Below are 14,704 nucleotides of genomic sequence, written 5' to 3'. Positions count from 1 at the left end.
TGGAGATGGTCTCTTCCATCAGGGTGCCTCCCACGTCGTTCGCACGCCCCAGCGCGCAGCATCGCCTGCGTTCCCGCGGTTGCGAGCTTCACCAGCCAGCGCCGACAACAGTGCGTCGACCCGGGCCTTGGCGAGCGGCACGATGTCGGGTGCCGTCACCACGTAGGCGCGACGGGACTCGATGGCGTCGACCACCTGCTCGGCCACAACCTCGGCCGGAACCTTCTGCAACTCCAGGCCGAAGTCCGGCTTCGGCAGACCGTCAGGCTCTGTGGCCGGCGGATCGGCCACCAGTGACGCGGGGCGGTTGCGTGCGGCGTCGTGAATCCGGCTCGGAACCGGACCGGGGCAGAGCACGGTCACGCCGACCTCCGGTGCCGCCCGGGCCAGCTCAACGGCCAGGGTCTCGGAGAGCCCGATGACGGCGTGCTTGGTGGCCGAGTACACGCCGTTGCCGCCACCTGGAATCGTGGACAGGCCCGCCATCGACGCGGTGTTCACGACGTGGCCGCGTCCGGCGCGGACCATGTGTGGGACGAACGCACGAACCCCGTTGGCCACACCGTAGAAGTTGACACGCGTGGTCCACTCCAGGTCGGCGAATGACTGCTCCCACACGGGTCGGCGCGAGGTGACCACACCGGCGTTGTTGCAGATCACATCGACCCGGCCGTACGTCGAGAGCACGTGGTCCGCGAGCACCTCCAACCGGTCCGGTGTGCCGACGTCGACGACATGGCCCTCGGCGGTGGCGCCGGTCGCGGACACCTCGGCGACGGCGCGCTCAAGGGCCTCCTTCTCCACGTCCGCGAGGACCACGACGAGCCCGCGCGCCACGAACGCGTCGACCATTGCCCGGCCAATCCCGCTCGCCGCCCCGGTGACGACCGCAACCTGCCCCGCCTCGACCCTCATCGGGTGAGCTCCGCGACCACCTTGGTGCCGAACTCCTCCAATTGCTTCATTGCCTCGCGGTGCGGCAGCCCGGGCCAGTGCGGCTTGTACACGAAGTGGGTCATGCCGAGCTCCTCCTCCAGCTTGGCCAAGCCGTCGGCGACCTCCGCGGCGGAGCCGAGGATGAACCGGTCCTGGATGTCGGCGCGCAGCTGCTCGCCGGAGTCGATCGGTGTGTTCTCGCCGGACAGGCCCCACTTCTTGTAGGTCTCGTAGCGGGCGCGGTAGCGCTCGAGGGCGGCGTCCATCCCGGCCACGCGGTTCGGTGCGATGAGCACCTCACGGCGCAGCGGGAAGTCGCCGTCGAGGGAGAGCCCATGCTCGGCCCGGGTGTCGAGGAAGAGCCTGCGCAGGGTGGCCAGCTCGGCGTGCGTGGGAAACGGCGGTGAGTACCACGCGTCACCCATCCGCGCGGCGCGCTTGACCGCTCCGGCTGCCTGGCCGCCGACCCAGACCGGGATGCCACCCTCACGGATCGGGCGCACGGACGGCCGGGCACCGTGCACGCTGGTGAACTTCCCGCTGAAGTCGACCTCCTCACCGCTCCAGAGCTGCTTGACCAGGCTCAGAGACTCCTCGAACCGATCCACCCGGGTGCCCGGCTCGACCCCGAACGCGTCGAACTCGTGGCCGCTGTAGCCGAGGCCGACGCCGAAAATCGCCCGTCCGTCGGTGAGGACGTCCAGTGTGGCCATCTGCTCGGCGATGTCGACCGGATTCACCATCGACAGCAGCACGATGCCGGTGGCCACCTCCATCGACGGCGCCACCTGTGCCATGTGCGTCAGCCACGGGACCGGCTGGAAGTAGCGCAGCTCGGAGCCGAGGAAGTGTTGCCCGCAGACCATCAGGTCGAAGCCGAGCTGCTCGGAGGTGCGGACCAGGTCCTCGTGCTCGGCACGCTGGACACGCGCGTCGACGCTCGCGTCGTACACGGAAGTGAGCAGGATGCCGAACTTCATGCGGGGACTCCTTTGGAAAGAGCTGGGACCAGCTCGCCATCGGCGAGCGGCGTGTGCAGGTGGGCGCCGAACATGTCAGCGCAGAACGGGTCGGCGCTCGAGGACCACCGCAGCAGCGAGACCTTGGCGGCGCGGATCCGGTCGTCGAAGTAGACGCCCTTCACGCGCGACTCCTCGACGCCGTACGCCTGCGCGACACCGGCCACGGTGAGCAGCATCGAGCCCTTGGCGATCGAGTAGCGTTCCTCGTCACCGAAGAACAGATCGATGGTGAGCGTGAACGGTCCGGCGTTCTTGCTGCGGATGATGTCCGCGCACTCATACAGCCGCATGGGCGGCCTCCTCCTTGACGGCGCCGGCGCGCGGGAACCGCTCGACACTGAGCCGGAACGGCTCCAACGGGTCCGCCAACGGCAGCAGGTGGTAGATGGAGAACGTGTAGACGTCGGAGACCGGAATCACCACCGGCATGATCGGTGCCGCCGCGTTGCCCGCGGTGGTCTTGCGTCCCGGGTAAGGGCCGATGAACAGCCGGATGAAGGCGAAGTACGCCACCTCCCTGGCCAGCTCCTCGTTATCCGCGACCACGTCGACGAGCACACCGGCCTCGTGACCGGTGATCGCCCTGTTCGGCTCAAGTTCTCCGAGCACCGCGTCCAGCCCGAAGATCCGGGTGCTGATCCGCAGCCTGCCCGCGGCAACGTGCGCCGCGAATCGAGGTGCGGACCGCACCTCCCGCTCGGCGGCATCGGTCCAGGTGCGTGCCTGCCGGAGCAGCTCGGGCTCCCGCACGCCGAGCAGGGTGACCGCACGGAAGCCCTCCCTGCGCGCGCCCTCGAGCAGCAGCGTGTACGGCGCCTCGTGCCACTGCGCTCCCGCACACCGGATGCCCGTCGCGGTCTCGTGGTAGGTGGCCTGGGACAGGTCGAGGGCGCCGCCGGGGTTCTCCTCCAGCGTCGGGTGCGCGCGCTCGTAGAAGGTGTGCGACACCAGCGAGCGGACCGAGGCCCGTGCCTGCTTCGAAGGGGAACGCACCTCGAAGCCGGTCTCGTCAAGGCTCGCCCAGATGCTCCGGCCCGAGTCACCCGGCTCCAGGGCGAGGCCACCGCACTCGAGCAGCTTGCCGGCGTGGGCGGCGACCGCGGTCGGGATGCCGCGCATCATCGGCAGCGCCATGAACAGCCCGATGTCGAGGGCGCGGCCGGTGATCACGCCGTCCACGCCGCGGCCGAGCAACTCCTGCACCGGTTCCGGGCCGATCAGCGCGACCACCCTTTCCGCGTCCGCGACGTCGGCCAGCGTGAGTGGCTGGTGTCCGGCGCCTTCGGAGCAGGGCACGACCGGTGGGCCGTCCGCGACGGCGGCGGCCAGGTAGTCCTTGCCGATCTCGGAGCGGACCACGCCGACCTCGGGACTCCACCCGTTTCGCTCGCACATCTCGTCGAAGCTGCGCAGGCAGGTCTCCAGGTGCACGTCAGCGCCCGCTATGCCGAAGGAGAAGACGAACGGCACGCCGTGCTGGAGCGCGGCCCGCACGTAGGGCTCGACGTTCGCGGCCTGGTTGGCGGACACCTGCTCACCCGAGCCGAGCCAGTACGGCCCCCAGTCGCTGCCGGTCCCCTGGGCGACGACCACGTCGACGCCCCACTCGAAGGCCTGGCGGATTTCGTCCTCGATGTCGGGCACGGGGGCGATGTGGTTGACGAAGCCGAGAATGCGGACGGGCCTGCTCATGCGTACTGCTCCTGGAGTCGTCGTCGGAGGATCTTGCCGGTCGGGTTCCGGGGTAGGTCATCGACCACCACCACGGTGCGTGGACGCTTGTACCCGGCGAGCAGCCCGTCGGTGAACGCGACGAGCTCGTCGGGGGTCGGAACGCAGTCGGGTCGCGGCACCACGGCTGCGGCCACCGCCTCGCCCCAGCGCGCGTCGGGTATCCCGAAGACGGCGACCTCGGCGACACCCGGGTGCCGGCGCAGGACCTCCTCGACCTCTTCGGGATAGACGTTCTCCCCGCCGGTGATCACCATGTCCTTGACACGGTCGGTGAGGAAGAGCCTCCCCTCGGCGTCGAGCCGTCCGCCGTCACCGGTGCGCAGCCAGCCGTCGTCGGTGAGGAGCGTCCGCGTCTCCTCGGGCAGGCCGAAGTAACCGGGTGTGTTCTGCGCGGAGCGGGTCCACACCTCGCCGTACTCCCCTGTCGGCACCGACGCCCCGGTCTCGGGGTCGCGGATTTCGAGCTCGACCCAGGGGTACGGGCGGCCGGCGGACCGCAGAAGCGGCGAGTCGGCGGGCAGGTCGGGGTCGGCCGGCATCTCGGTGAACGCGCCGGTGGTCTCCGACATCCCGTAGACGTGGTGCAGCACCGGACCGAAGGTCTGCAGCGCGGCCGCCTGTCCCTCCGGTGTTATCGGGGAGGCGCCGTACACAATCGCCCGCAGGTCGGGGAAGGTGGCGTCCGGCGCCGCCGCCTCGCAGAGCCGGGTGATCATCGCCGGCACCAAGAACGTGTGGCTGATCCGGTCCTCGACGAGGTGCCGCAGCAAGGTGGCCGCGGACGCGTCGCCGGCGAGCACGGTGGTCGCTCCGGCGTACATCCCGGCGAGCCCCCAGCTGAGCGCACCCACGTGGAACAGCGGCGTGGCCAGCAGGCTCATGCTGTCCGCGGACAATCCCCACAGCGGGGTCACCTGCGGCACCTTGGCCTCAAGGTTCCGGTCGGTGATCAGCACACCCTTTGGCCGTCCGCTCGTGCCGGAGGTGTAGACCTGCAGCACCACCGTCTCCGGGTCACCGGCCACCGGCTCGAAGGCGCGCCGAGGGCGGGACAGCCATTCGTCGTATTCCTCCCCCACACGGAGGGAGAGTCGTACGTCGAGCCCGTCCGTCACGCTTCTGAGCAGGTCGGACAGCGACGGGTCGGCAACGACTGCGCGGGCCCGTGCATCGCGGGCGACTGCACGCGCCTCCTCAGGGGCGAGCCGCCAGTTGACGGGTACGGCGACCAACCCCGCACGGGCACAGCCGATCAGCAGCTCGAATGTCTCCGGCGCGTTCGGCATGAGCAGCAGTACCCGGTCCCCGGGCACCAGCCCGGCCTCTACCGCAGCCGCCGCGAATGCGGAAGCACGAGCGTCCAGCGCGGCGAACGTGACTCTCCGGTCACCGTGCACGAACGCGACCGCGTCCCGGCGGCCGTCCGGCACGTTCGGCTGCCGCGCGAGGCGGTATCCGTGCTCAGGCAACTGGTGCGCCTAGGTCGGTGGGCAGGTGCTGGATCGCGCGCAGCATCGCACTGCCTCCGTAGGTCGGCTGGTCGTCGAGCAGCCGCGCGTCCGGGAAGCGGGTGAGCAGGCTGGTGAAGGCGACCTCGCCCTCCAACCGGGCGAGCGCGGCGCCGAGGCAGTAATGGGCGCCGAACGCGAACGACAGGTGATCGGCCTTGTTCGGCCGGGTCACGTCCAACACCGTCGGATTCGGGAAGTGGCTCTCGTCGTGGTTCGCGGCACCCATAACCACGATCAGGGTCTGGTTCTTCTTCAGCTCGATGCCGTGCAGCTCGAAATCCTCGGCGACCACGCGCGGGAGGTAGTGGTGCGGGGAGTCGTAGCGGATCAACTCCTCGATCGCGGGACGCACCAGTTCTGGGTCCTTGACCAGCATGTCCCACTGGTCGCGGTTGCGCTGCAGGGCGAGGAAGCCGTTGCCGAGCAGGTTGGTGGTGGTCTCGCTGCCTCCGAAGAGGATCAGCAGGTACATCGCGACAAGCTCGTCCTCGGTGAGCGCCTCGTTGTCGCGCTGCTCCAGCATCGCCTTCGCGAGCGCAGGTCCCTCGCCGGTACGCCGTACCCGGTCAACGGTGCGACCGACGTACTCGCGGAACGCGTCGATCGCCTCGTCCGCCCCGCGCAGGCTCTTCTCGTCGAGCGAGAACAGCCGGCCGACCGCCTCGGACCACTCCCAAATCAGATCCCGGTCCTCCTGCGGGACACCGATCAGGTCCACGATCACCCGGACCGGCAGCTTGTTGGCCAGGTCCTGCTTCACGTCCGGGTCGGGCTTGGCGAGCATGTCCTCGATCAGGTCGTCCACGTGCTGCTGCACCGATGCCCGCAGCTGCTCGATGCGCCGCGCGGTGAACGCGCGGGCCGCGATCCGACGCAGCCGGGCGTGCTCCTCGCCCTCCTTCCGGCTCATGAACAGGCTCTCGAAGTCGAGCACCTTGAAGAAGACCTCGTGCTGGTCCATGGGGAGCCGGGCAATCGTGCCCTCGGCGAGCTCACCGAAGCGGTAGGCGTTCTGGATGATCGGGTACGCGCCGCTCATGACGGCCTTGACGTCGTCGTAGTGCGTCACAACGGTGGCGGGCCCGCTCTTCCATCGCAACACCCCGGTGCCTTCACGCCAGCGCTCGTACATGGGATAGGGCCACGAGATCGCCTCCGGGTCAGCGCTGAAGAAGGCGGTGATTTCCTCGTCCACGGCTCACTCCATCCCGTTCTCGACCTGCTACCGCATTAACCAAATCCCTATTATTTATGATTATAGTTATACTGTTAGGTTAGTCACGCCGAACCGGGGTGTCAACGTCCTCAGCCCGGTGCACGTCGTCGCAGGCTGGCACGAGCACGCATCCGACCAACACCGCGACCACCCCGGCCAGGCAGGCAACGGCGAGCGCGGCGACGTAACCCTGCTCGAGCGGGTTGTGCATGCCGGGCGGCGTGTAGCGGGCGAGCACAGCGGTCATCACCGCCGCCCCAACCGCACCGCCCATCAACCGCAGCACCTGGTTGATGCCGGTGGCACTCGCGGTTCGCTCCGCAGGGGTCCGGGCCACGATAAGGGCCGGCATCGCGGAGTAGGCGATGCCGATGCCCATCCCCATCAGGCCCATCATCGCGGCGATGTGCCAGGTGCGGTCGTGCCAGACCGCGAACCCGCCGAACGACAGGGTGACGAGCGCGGAGCCGAGCGGCAGCACCAGCCGGGGCGGCATCCACCGCTCGAGCCAGCGGGCCATCGCCGGGCAGACCAGGCTCGCCACCGCCATCGGCAGCATCAGTAGGCCGGTCTCGAACACGGTGTAGCCGAAGCCGACCCCGTCCTCGACCGGCCGCTGCGCAAGGAGGAGCACCACGGCAACCCCACCGAAGATGTTGATCCCGAGGAGCACTGCGGTGAGGTTCACGCCGACCAGGCCTCGGGCGCAGGCCAGGCGCAGGTCGACCATGGGCGCGGCCACCCGCAGCTCTACCACGGCCCAACTCGCCAGAAGAACGACCCCACCCGCGCCAAGGCCGACGGTCAGCGGCGCGGACCAGCCCCACACCTGGCCTCTGGCCACCGCGAGCAGCACGCCGGCGAGCCCGCCGCCGAGCAGCACCGCGCCGGCCGGGTCCAGCCTGATCTTGTGCCGGGCGACACCGGCGACGGGGACCCGCCGCCACGCCCACAGTGCGCCTCCGGCGGAGACCACGAACGCGAAGCCGAACGCCGCGCGGTAGTCGTAGACGAGCACGCAGAGACCCATCACCGGGTTCCCCACGCCCACCCCGACCGCGATGCTTGTCGACAGCACGCCCATGGTCCGCGCCAGGACTACGCCGTGGAGGTGGTCGCGGGCGATGCTCACCGTCAACGGCACCATCGCGTACCCGAAGCCCTGCAGCGCGCGACCGGTGAGCAGGCCGCCGAACGTCGGCACCAGCGCGCCCACCGCGCAACCCACCGCGGTGGCCAGCAGGGCTCCGATGAGAACTCGCCGCTTCAGGTCGCCGTCCGCGAGCCTGGACAGGACCGGTGTGCAGATGACGCCGACCAGGAGCGTGATGATCAGCGTCCACTGTGCCGAGCTGATCGACACCTCGCGCTCGACAGAGACCTCGAGCACGATCGGGCTGCCCAACCCGGCCACCACCGAGCCCGTCATCGCGGCGAACGCGAGACAGGCGACCAGCGACCCCTGTGTACGCGTCCGCGGCGCGATCGTCTCGGTGACCCCGGCCGTCACCTCAGACCAGCTCGAGCAGCGTGGCGTTCGCCATCCCGCCGCCCTCGCACATCGTCTGCATGCCGTAGCGCAGGTTCTCCCGCCGCATCCGGTGCACCAACGTGGTGAGCAGCCGGGCACCGGTGCCGCCGAGCGGGTGGCCCAGGGCGATAGCGCCACCCTGCGGGTTGGTGCGCGCCGGGTCCGCGCCGGTCTCTTGTAGCCACGCCATCGGCACGCTCGCGAAGGCCTCGTTGACCTCGAATGCACCGATGTCCGACAGCGCGACACCCGCGCGCGCAAGCAGTCTCTCCGTCGCCGGGATCGGGCCGGTGAGCATGTAGACCGGGTCTGAGCCGACGACAGTCATCGTGTGCACCCGGGCCAACGGGGTGAGCCCCTGCTCGCGCACCGCGCGCTCGGAGGCGACGAGCAGCGCGGCGGCACCGTCGGAGATCTGGCTAGCCAGCGCCGCGGTGAGTCGGCCGTCCTCCCGGAGCGGCTGAAGCGTGGCGAGCGTCTCCGGCGTCGTCCCCGGTCGTGGGCCCTCGTCACGGGTCACGTCGCCGTAGGGCAGGATCTCGTCGTCGAAGAGCCCCTGCTCGATGGCCTCGATAGCCCGCCGGTGACTCTCGACCGCATACGCCTCCATCGCCTCGCGGGTGAGCCCCCACTTCGCGGCGATCAGTTCCGCTCCGCGGAACTGCGAGATCTCCTGGTCGCCGTAGCGCTCCGCCCAGCCGTTCCCGCTGCGCGGGTGCGCCATCCCCGCTCCCAGGCCGATCGTGGTCGGCGACGCGATGGGCACCTGGCTCATCACCTCGACGCCGCCGGCGACGACGAGGTCCTGGGTCCCCGACATCACCGCCTGCGCCGCGAAGTGCAGGGCCTGCTGCGAGGACCCGCACTGTCGGTCCAGGGTCGTGCCCGGCACCGACTCGGGCAGCCCAGCGGACAGCGCCGTGATCCGCCCGACGTTCGAGGCCTGCGGGCCGACCTGACCGACGCACCCCCACAGCACGTCGTCGATGCGCGCGGGATCGACCCCGGTCCGCACGATCAGGCCTCTGAGAGCGTGTGCCCCCAGGTCGGCCGGGTGTACGGCGGACAGCCCGCCGCCGCGCTTGCCGATCGGTGTGCGGACCGCTCCGACGATGAACGCCTCAGCCATGCTCGCTCCTGTCCCCGCCGCTCTTCCAGGCCGGCTGTCGTTTGCCGAGAAAGGCCGAGGCGCCCTCGGCCAAGTCACTCCCGAGGAAGAACGTGAGGTTCAGGAATTGCGCGGCCTCCAGCGACTGGCTTGCCGGCATGTCCGCGAGCAGGCCGAACGCGCGCCGGCCGAGCGCCACCGCCGTGGGGCTGGTGTCAGCGAACATCGCGGCGTACTCGTCGGCGGCCGCCCACATCTCATCCGTGTTCGCACAGACGCGGGACAGGAAGCCCGCACGTGCGGCCTCGTCCACACCGATCGCTCGCCCTGTCAGCATCATGTCCAGCAGCAGCCGTCGAGGCAGCAGCCGGGCAAGGTGCGCGACGATGATCATCGGGAACAGCCCGATCCGCACTTCGGGCATCGCGAAGGATGCGCGCCGGGTGGCCAGCACAATGTCGCAGATTCCGGCCAGACCCATACCTCCGGCGTACGCCGGACCATCGACCAGTGCGACCAGCGGCTTGGGCGCCTGCAGCGCCAGCTGGTGCAGGTCCACGATGGCCCGGGGCCAGGCCCATGCCTCCTCAGCCGGACGCTGAGCAAGCTCCTTCATCTGCCGGAGGTCGCCGCCGGCGCAGAACGCGGAGCCGTTCGCGCCGATCGCCACCGCCCGGACCTCGTCGTTAGCGAACGCCGTGCGTAGCTCGTCGAGGAGCGACTGGGACAGCTCCGGGTCGAGTGGGTTGCGGTCGTCCGGCCGGTTCAGTGTGAGCACCGCGAGCGGGCCACGCCGGGAAACCAGGACGTGCGGCTCGCTCACCCGGGCCCCTCGATCTCCATCCGCAGCAGCCATGCGTACATCACCTTCCCGAGGTGGTCCGAGCGCAGCGAGAGCGTGCCGCCGCCGTCGAGGGCCCGGGTGAGCACGAAGTTCAGCGCCTTGATGCCGGGCATCTCGTAGCGGGTGACCGTGCCCTTCACCAGGTCACCGAAGTGCGCGGCGACCCGCTCCTCGGTCACCTCCCGGCGCAGGATCCGGTAGCCCTCGTCGTCCCATGCCACCAGCCCGACGTTGCAGGTGTCGCCCTTGTCGCCGGAACGGCCGTGGGCGATGTCGACGACGCGCATCCTCACACCTCCAGCAGCTCGACGGACTGGCGCACGTGCTCCCGCGGGATCAGGCAGGGCCAGATCGCGTAGAGCTCTTTCAGCGGCGGCCGGGTGCCGACACCGGCGACGCCGGCGGGACCGTTGTTGTAGAGCGCGACACTCTCGGTGAACACCTTGCGGGCCTGCTCCTGGTCGGGGCAGCGTGCGGCGTACCGGACGACGATCTCGGGGATGTCCGGGTCACGGGGCTCCGGCACGCGGCTGCCCCACATCGAGGTCTGTCCGAGGTACTCAATGATCTCATCGGTGTACTCGAAGCCGGCGCGCTCCAGCCGCTTCTTGAGGAACGTGATGCCGCGCTGTGCCTTCTGCCAGGCGTCCGGCCAGGTGTAGGTGAACTGGGCCTCGCCGACGAACCCCGCGCGGTACCCCATGTTGACCTTCAGCGTCTGGGGAGCCGGCTTGCCGGTACCACCGGTGATCCGGACCCGGTCCAGGCCGACCTCCTCGAGGGTCACCCCGGTGAAGTCCGCGGTCACGTCGGCGGTGAGATAGTTGGCAGGGTCCAGGATCTCGTAGACCAGCTGCTCGCTGACCGTGCCGACGTCGACGCGGCCACCGGAGGCGGGGGTCTTCGTGAGCACCGCGGTGCCGTCCTCGGCAACCTCCGCGATCGGGTACCCGAGATTCTCGAGACCGTCCACACCGGCCCAGTCCCCGGCGTACAGCCCGCCGGTTGCCTGCCCGCCGCACTCGATGGCGTGTGCGACGACGGTGGCCATGCCGAGCCGCTCCCAGTCATCGGTGGCCCACCCGAACTCGTGGATGAGCGGCCCGAGGTAGAGGGCGATGTCGGTGACCCGGCCGCAGATGACGATGTCCGCGCCCTGCCGGAGCGCCTCCACAATTCCCTCGCAGCCGGTGTACACGGCGGCGTGGGTAAGTCGGTCGCGCACGGTCGACAGCGGCTCACCGGTGTCCAAGTTCGCGAAGTCGACGCCTTGGCCGATCAGGTCGTCGATGTCTGTCTCAATGTCGTCACCGGTGACCACCGCGACCCGTACGCCGGAGACCCCGAGCTCCTTGCAAAGGGCCACCACGCCCTCCGCCGCAGCCCGGGGGTTCGCCCCGCCGGAGTTGGTGACGACCTTGATGCCCTTCTCGACGCAGGTGGGCAGGGCGCCGCGGAGCAGGTCGAGGATGTCCCGGGTGTAGCCGAGGGACGAGTTGCGGGCGCGTTGCTTGGCGAGGATCGACATGGTCAGCTCGGCGAGGTGGTCGCAGCAGAGGTAGTCGATGTCGCCTCGCTCGACCATCTCGATCGCGGGCCGGACGCTGTCGCCCCAGAACGCCATGCCGGCGCCGAGCCGGACGGTCCTGCTCACGCCGCGCTGCCCGCGAGGCCGAGGATCCGGGCCAGGTTGCCGCCGAGGATGGCATCCTCCTCGTCCCTGGTGAGACCGAGGTTGCGGATGGCGGCGATCTCCGCCCCGGGGTTCGCCATCGGCCAGTCCGAGCCGAACACCACCCGGTCGGCCCCGTGTGTGCGGACCAAGTCGCGGATCCGCTCCGGCTCAAGCTCGGCCATAGTCGGCGGCCACGAGGTCTCGATTACCACACGCGTGCCGACCACGTGCTCCTGCGCCTCGTCGAGCCGGTGGTAGCCGCCGTAGTGGCAGGCGACCAGGGTCAGGTCGGGGATTGTGTCCGCGACCTTGCGCAGCAGGTGTGGCGCCCCCCGGTCGCTCGCCTCCTGGTCCCCGCCGGCGCCGGCGTGGGTCACCACCGGGATGCCCTCCGCGGCGAGGGCGGCCAGGATCTCGTGCACCTTCGGGTCGGCCAGCGATACGGACTGGAACAAGGGGTGCAGCTTCACACCGACGATCCCGTTGTCGCGCAGGTGTTTGAGGTTCTCCTCGACCGACAGTTCTGGGTGCACGGTGCCGAATGGCAGCAGCCGGTCACGCGGCACAGTGCCGATGAACTCGTTGGTCCGGGCGACCGTGGAGGCCTTTACCGCGACTCCGAGTGCCAGCGCCATGTCGATGCCTGCCTCGTCCATCGTGCGGAGCAGCCCGGACAGCTTGCCGTCGTACAGGAGCTTCAGCCCGGCCGGGCTCTGCTCCTGCATTGCGTCGGCGATGTGGTCGGGCCAGACGTGTGTGTGGCAGTCGATGATCACTTCTTGGTCGCCCCCTTGGCCCGGTCTTTGACCAGCTTCTTGGCGAGTGAGTCGAGGATGACCTCGGTGGATCCCTCGTAGATCCGCATCGGCCGGGCTTCGCGGTAGAGCCGCTCGATCTTGCTGCCGCGGACCAGCCCGAACCGGCCCATCACCTGTACGCAGCGGTCGGTGACCCGGCCGGCCACCTCGGTCGCGCCGACCTTCGCCATCGACGACAAGTCCAGCGCGCCGAGTGGGTCGTGCGCGGCGGCCGCGGCCGCACGGTAGGTGAGCGAGCGCGCCATCTCGATCTCGACCCAGCTGGTCGCGAGCGACGCGGGCACACCGCCGAGCCTGGCCAGCGGCATGCCGAACTGTTCCCGCTGGCTGGCGTGCCGTACCGCTTCCTCGAGGGCGGCCTGAGCCACCCCGACCGCGGCACCGGCGACGGACACCCGGAACGTGGCGAGGGTGGCGAGCATCAGCTTGAAGCCGGCACCGGGCTCACCGAGCCGGTTGGCCAACGGCACGTGGACGTCGTCCAGGATCACGTCGCCGAGCACGTGCGGTGCGATGATCTGGTGCGGCTTAGCCACCGAGACTCCTGGCGTGTCCGCGGGAACAAACACCAAGGAGTAGGCATCGCCCTCCTTGGCCAGGATCCCGTAGAAGGACGCGTCACCGGCGTTGGTAATGAAGGACTTGTGGCCGTTGACGACCAGCTCACCGCCCTTCTCCTCCACGGTGGTGGTGATCGACCGCAGGTCAGAGCCGACGTCGGGCTCGGTCAGGCCGATCGCGCTGATCGCCTCCAGGGCGGCGACCTTCGGCAGCCATTCCTTGCGGATCTCGTCGGAGCCGCCGACGGAGACCGCGTAGCTGCCGATTCCCTGCATCGCGAACATCGAGTCGAGGTGGCCGCTCTCGTAGGCCAGCGCCTCGCGGACCACGGTGGCGGCGAGGGAGTCGACCGCCTCGAAGCGACCGCCGTACTCCGCCGCCACCAGCACGGCAGCAAGGCCAGACTCCTTGAGCCGCGTACGCACGTCGGGGTCGAGGCTGTCCGCCTCGTCGGCGCGGTCGGCGATGTCCGCGCATGCAGCTGCCAGTGCCCGCGCCTCGGCCTGCAGGTCGAGGTACTTCTGGCTCAGCTCGAACCGGCTGGACATCAGTCCGCTCCCTCCCGAGGGCGCTGGTTAAAGCTGCGCCCCGTCAGTTCCGACGCGATCCTGACACGCTGGATGGCTGGCGTCCCGCCCGCGATCGCCCAGCCGTGCGCGTCCCGGTGCAGCCGCTCGATGCCGTACTCCTCGCTGTAGCCGTTGCCACCGTGCAGCTGCATCGACCAGTCCGAGACCTGCTTGCCCATCTCGTTCGCGAAGCATTTGGCTACCGACACCTCGTAGGGCACCGGCAGCTCCGAGCCGGCGTTGAGCGCCGCGCGCTGGATGAGCAGCCGGGCGGCCTCGACCTGGGTCGCCATCGACGCGAGTGTCATCTGCACGTTCTGGAAATCGATCAGCGGTCGGCCGAACTGCTCGCGCTCCTGGACGTAGGCGATGGCCCGGTCCAGACTGGCCTGCCCGATAGCCAGGCTCATCGTCGCGTTCCCGAGCCGCTCGATCGAGAACACGCCGAAAAGCCGGCTGAACCCGCCCGCCTCGATCACTAGGTTCTCGGCAGGCACCCGCACCTCGTCGAAGTACAGGTCGGCACTTGGAATGCCCCGGAAGCCCATCAGCCTTTCAGGAGCACCGGTCGAGAAGCCCGGGGTGTCGGCCGGCACGATGATCGCGCCGATGCCCTTCGCGCCCGGCTCCTCGTTCAGGCGGCAGTAGACCAGGTAGTGGTCGGCGTGCCCGCCGTTGGAGATCCACCGCTTGGCGCCGGTGATCACGTACTCGTCACCCTCCCGGCGGGCCTGGGTGCGCATGTCGGTCGCCGCCGAGCCGGCGTCCGGCTCGGAGATGCCGATTGCCATCGTCACCTCGCCACGGGTGACCGCCGGGATGTACCGCTGCTTCTGCTCCTCGGTGCCGAAGAACTGGATCACGCGGATCGGGCCGACGTTGGCCTCGAAGACCTGGAAAGCTGCCGGACGGCACTCCTTCGCCAGCTCCTCGATGACGATCAGCGCGTCGTAGAGGGTGCCTCCTTGACCGCCGTATTCCTCGGGGAAGACGATGCCGAGGAAGCCCAGCTCGGCCAGCCGCTTCACCTCGGTGTCGGGAAGGGCGGTGCGATGCAGGTCCCACTCAGCGGCGCGCGGAGCGTAGACCTCGCGGGCGACCTGGGCCGCCAGCTCACGCAGCTGGACTTGTTCTGAGGTCAGTTGGAAGCCCGTCACGTGGGACCCTTCCGTGATGGTC

14 protein-coding genes are annotated in these 14,704 nt (G+C 69.6%); all 14 read right to left on the bottom strand.

What is annotated here, in order from left to right; genetic code table 11:
- Window positions 1–18 precede the first annotated feature (18 nt).
- On the bottom strand, window positions 19–915 hold the full coding sequence (locus HC031_RS19530) for an SDR family NAD(P)-dependent oxidoreductase (RefSeq protein ID WP_167926797.1): 897 nt from the start codon (window positions 913–915) through the stop codon (window positions 19–21).
- On the bottom strand, window positions 912–1,916 hold the full coding sequence (locus HC031_RS19525) for an LLM class flavin-dependent oxidoreductase (RefSeq protein ID WP_167926796.1): 1,005 nt from the start codon (window positions 1,914–1,916) through the stop codon (window positions 912–914). Before HC031_RS19525 ends, HC031_RS19530 begins: the two co-directional genes overlap by 4 nt.
- Window positions 1,913–2,248, bottom strand: a complete 336-nt coding sequence (locus HC031_RS19520; RefSeq protein ID WP_167926795.1) for a DUF4387 family protein — start codon at window positions 2,246–2,248, stop codon at window positions 1,913–1,915. Before HC031_RS19520 ends, HC031_RS19525 begins: the two co-directional genes overlap by 4 nt.
- Window positions 2,235–3,650 carry an acyclic terpene utilization AtuA family protein gene (locus HC031_RS19515; RefSeq protein WP_167926794.1) on the bottom strand — a complete coding sequence of 472 codons (1,416 nt, stop codon included), beginning with the start codon at window positions 3,648–3,650 and terminating at the stop codon, window positions 2,235–2,237. The genes HC031_RS19520 and HC031_RS19515 overlap by 14 nt, the downstream gene beginning before the upstream one ends.
- Window positions 3,647–5,161 (bottom strand): class I adenylate-forming enzyme family protein, encoded by a 1,515-nt coding sequence (locus HC031_RS19510; RefSeq protein WP_167926793.1) that lies wholly within the window; start codon window positions 5,159–5,161, stop codon window positions 3,647–3,649. The genes HC031_RS19515 and HC031_RS19510 overlap by 4 nt, the downstream gene beginning before the upstream one ends.
- On the bottom strand, window positions 5,154–6,398 hold the full coding sequence (locus HC031_RS33230; protein ID WP_167926792.1) for a cytochrome P450: 1,245 nt from the start codon (window positions 6,396–6,398) through the stop codon (window positions 5,154–5,156). Before HC031_RS33230 ends, HC031_RS19510 begins: the two co-directional genes overlap by 8 nt.
- Before the next feature lie 79 nt (window positions 6,399–6,477).
- Window positions 6,478–7,929 carry an MFS transporter gene (locus tag HC031_RS19500; RefSeq protein ID WP_167926791.1) on the bottom strand — a complete coding sequence of 484 codons (1,452 nt, stop codon included), beginning with the start codon at window positions 7,927–7,929 and terminating at the stop codon, window positions 6,478–6,480.
- Window position 7,930: 1 nt separating this feature from the next.
- Window positions 7,931–9,079 (bottom strand): acetyl-CoA C-acetyltransferase, encoded by a 1,149-nt coding sequence (locus HC031_RS19495; protein WP_167926790.1) that lies wholly within the window; start codon window positions 9,077–9,079, stop codon window positions 7,931–7,933.
- Window positions 9,072–9,881: an enoyl-CoA hydratase-related protein gene (locus HC031_RS19490; protein ID WP_167926789.1), complete on the bottom strand. Its 810-nt coding sequence runs from the start codon at window positions 9,879–9,881 to the stop codon at window positions 9,072–9,074. Before HC031_RS19490 ends, HC031_RS19495 begins: the two co-directional genes overlap by 8 nt.
- Complete coding sequence (locus HC031_RS19485) at window positions 9,878–10,189, bottom strand: AtuA-related protein (protein ID WP_167926788.1); 312 nt, start codon at window positions 10,187–10,189, stop codon at window positions 9,878–9,880. Before HC031_RS19485 ends, HC031_RS19490 begins: the two co-directional genes overlap by 4 nt.
- Window positions 10,190–10,191: 2 nt before the next feature.
- The gene (locus tag HC031_RS19480; RefSeq protein ID WP_167926787.1) at window positions 10,192–11,556 is read right to left on the bottom strand and encodes an acyclic terpene utilization AtuA family protein; all 1,365 of its coding nucleotides are present in this window, start codon (window positions 11,554–11,556) and stop codon (window positions 10,192–10,194) included.
- Window positions 11,553–12,353: an amidohydrolase family protein gene (locus HC031_RS19475; protein ID WP_167926786.1), complete on the bottom strand. Its 801-nt coding sequence runs from the start codon at window positions 12,351–12,353 to the stop codon at window positions 11,553–11,555. Before HC031_RS19475 ends, HC031_RS19480 begins: the two co-directional genes overlap by 4 nt.
- Entirely contained in the window at window positions 12,350–13,504 is a 1,155-nt protein-coding gene (locus HC031_RS19470) for an acyl-CoA dehydrogenase family protein (protein WP_167926785.1), read from the bottom strand. The genes HC031_RS19475 and HC031_RS19470 overlap by 4 nt, the downstream gene beginning before the upstream one ends.
- Window positions 13,504–14,682, bottom strand: a complete 1,179-nt coding sequence (locus HC031_RS19465) for an acyl-CoA dehydrogenase family protein (protein WP_167926784.1) — start codon at window positions 14,680–14,682, stop codon at window positions 13,504–13,506. The genes HC031_RS19470 and HC031_RS19465 overlap by 1 nt, the downstream gene beginning before the upstream one ends.
- Window positions 14,683–14,704: the final 22 nt, after the last annotated feature.

This window comes from Planosporangium thailandense (assembly GCF_011947195.1).
Taxonomy (GTDB): domain Bacteria; phylum Actinomycetota; class Actinomycetes; order Mycobacteriales; family Micromonosporaceae; genus Planosporangium; species Planosporangium thailandense.
This window is presented reverse-complemented; position numbering and strand designations above follow the sequence as displayed.

What these genes read in the sequence shown, in the direction of transcription:
- HC031_RS19530 (WP_167926797.1), bottom strand. Translation starts at nt 915, where the DNA reads ATGAGGGTCGAGGCGGGGCAGGTTGCGGTCGTCACCGGGGCGGCGAGC.
- HC031_RS19525 (WP_167926796.1), bottom strand. Translation starts at nt 1,916, where the DNA reads ATGAAGTTCGGCATCCTGCTCACTTCCGTGTACGACGCGAGCGTCGAC.
- HC031_RS19520 (WP_167926795.1), bottom strand. Translation starts at nt 2,248, where the DNA reads ATGCGGCTGTATGAGTGCGCGGACATCATCCGCAGCAAGAACGCCGGA.
- HC031_RS19515 (WP_167926794.1), bottom strand. Translation starts at nt 3,650, where the DNA reads ATGAGCAGGCCCGTCCGCATTCTCGGCTTCGTCAACCACATCGCCCCC.
- HC031_RS19495 (WP_167926790.1), bottom strand. Translation starts at nt 9,079, where the DNA reads ATGGCTGAGGCGTTCATCGTCGGAGCGGTCCGCACACCGATCGGCAAG.
- HC031_RS19485 (WP_167926788.1), bottom strand. Translation starts at nt 10,189, where the DNA reads ATGCGCGTCGTCGACATCGCCCACGGCCGTTCCGGCGACAAGGGCGAC.
- HC031_RS19470 (WP_167926785.1), bottom strand. Translation starts at nt 13,504, where the DNA reads ATGTCCAGCCGGTTCGAGCTGAGCCAGAAGTACCTCGACCTGCAGGCC.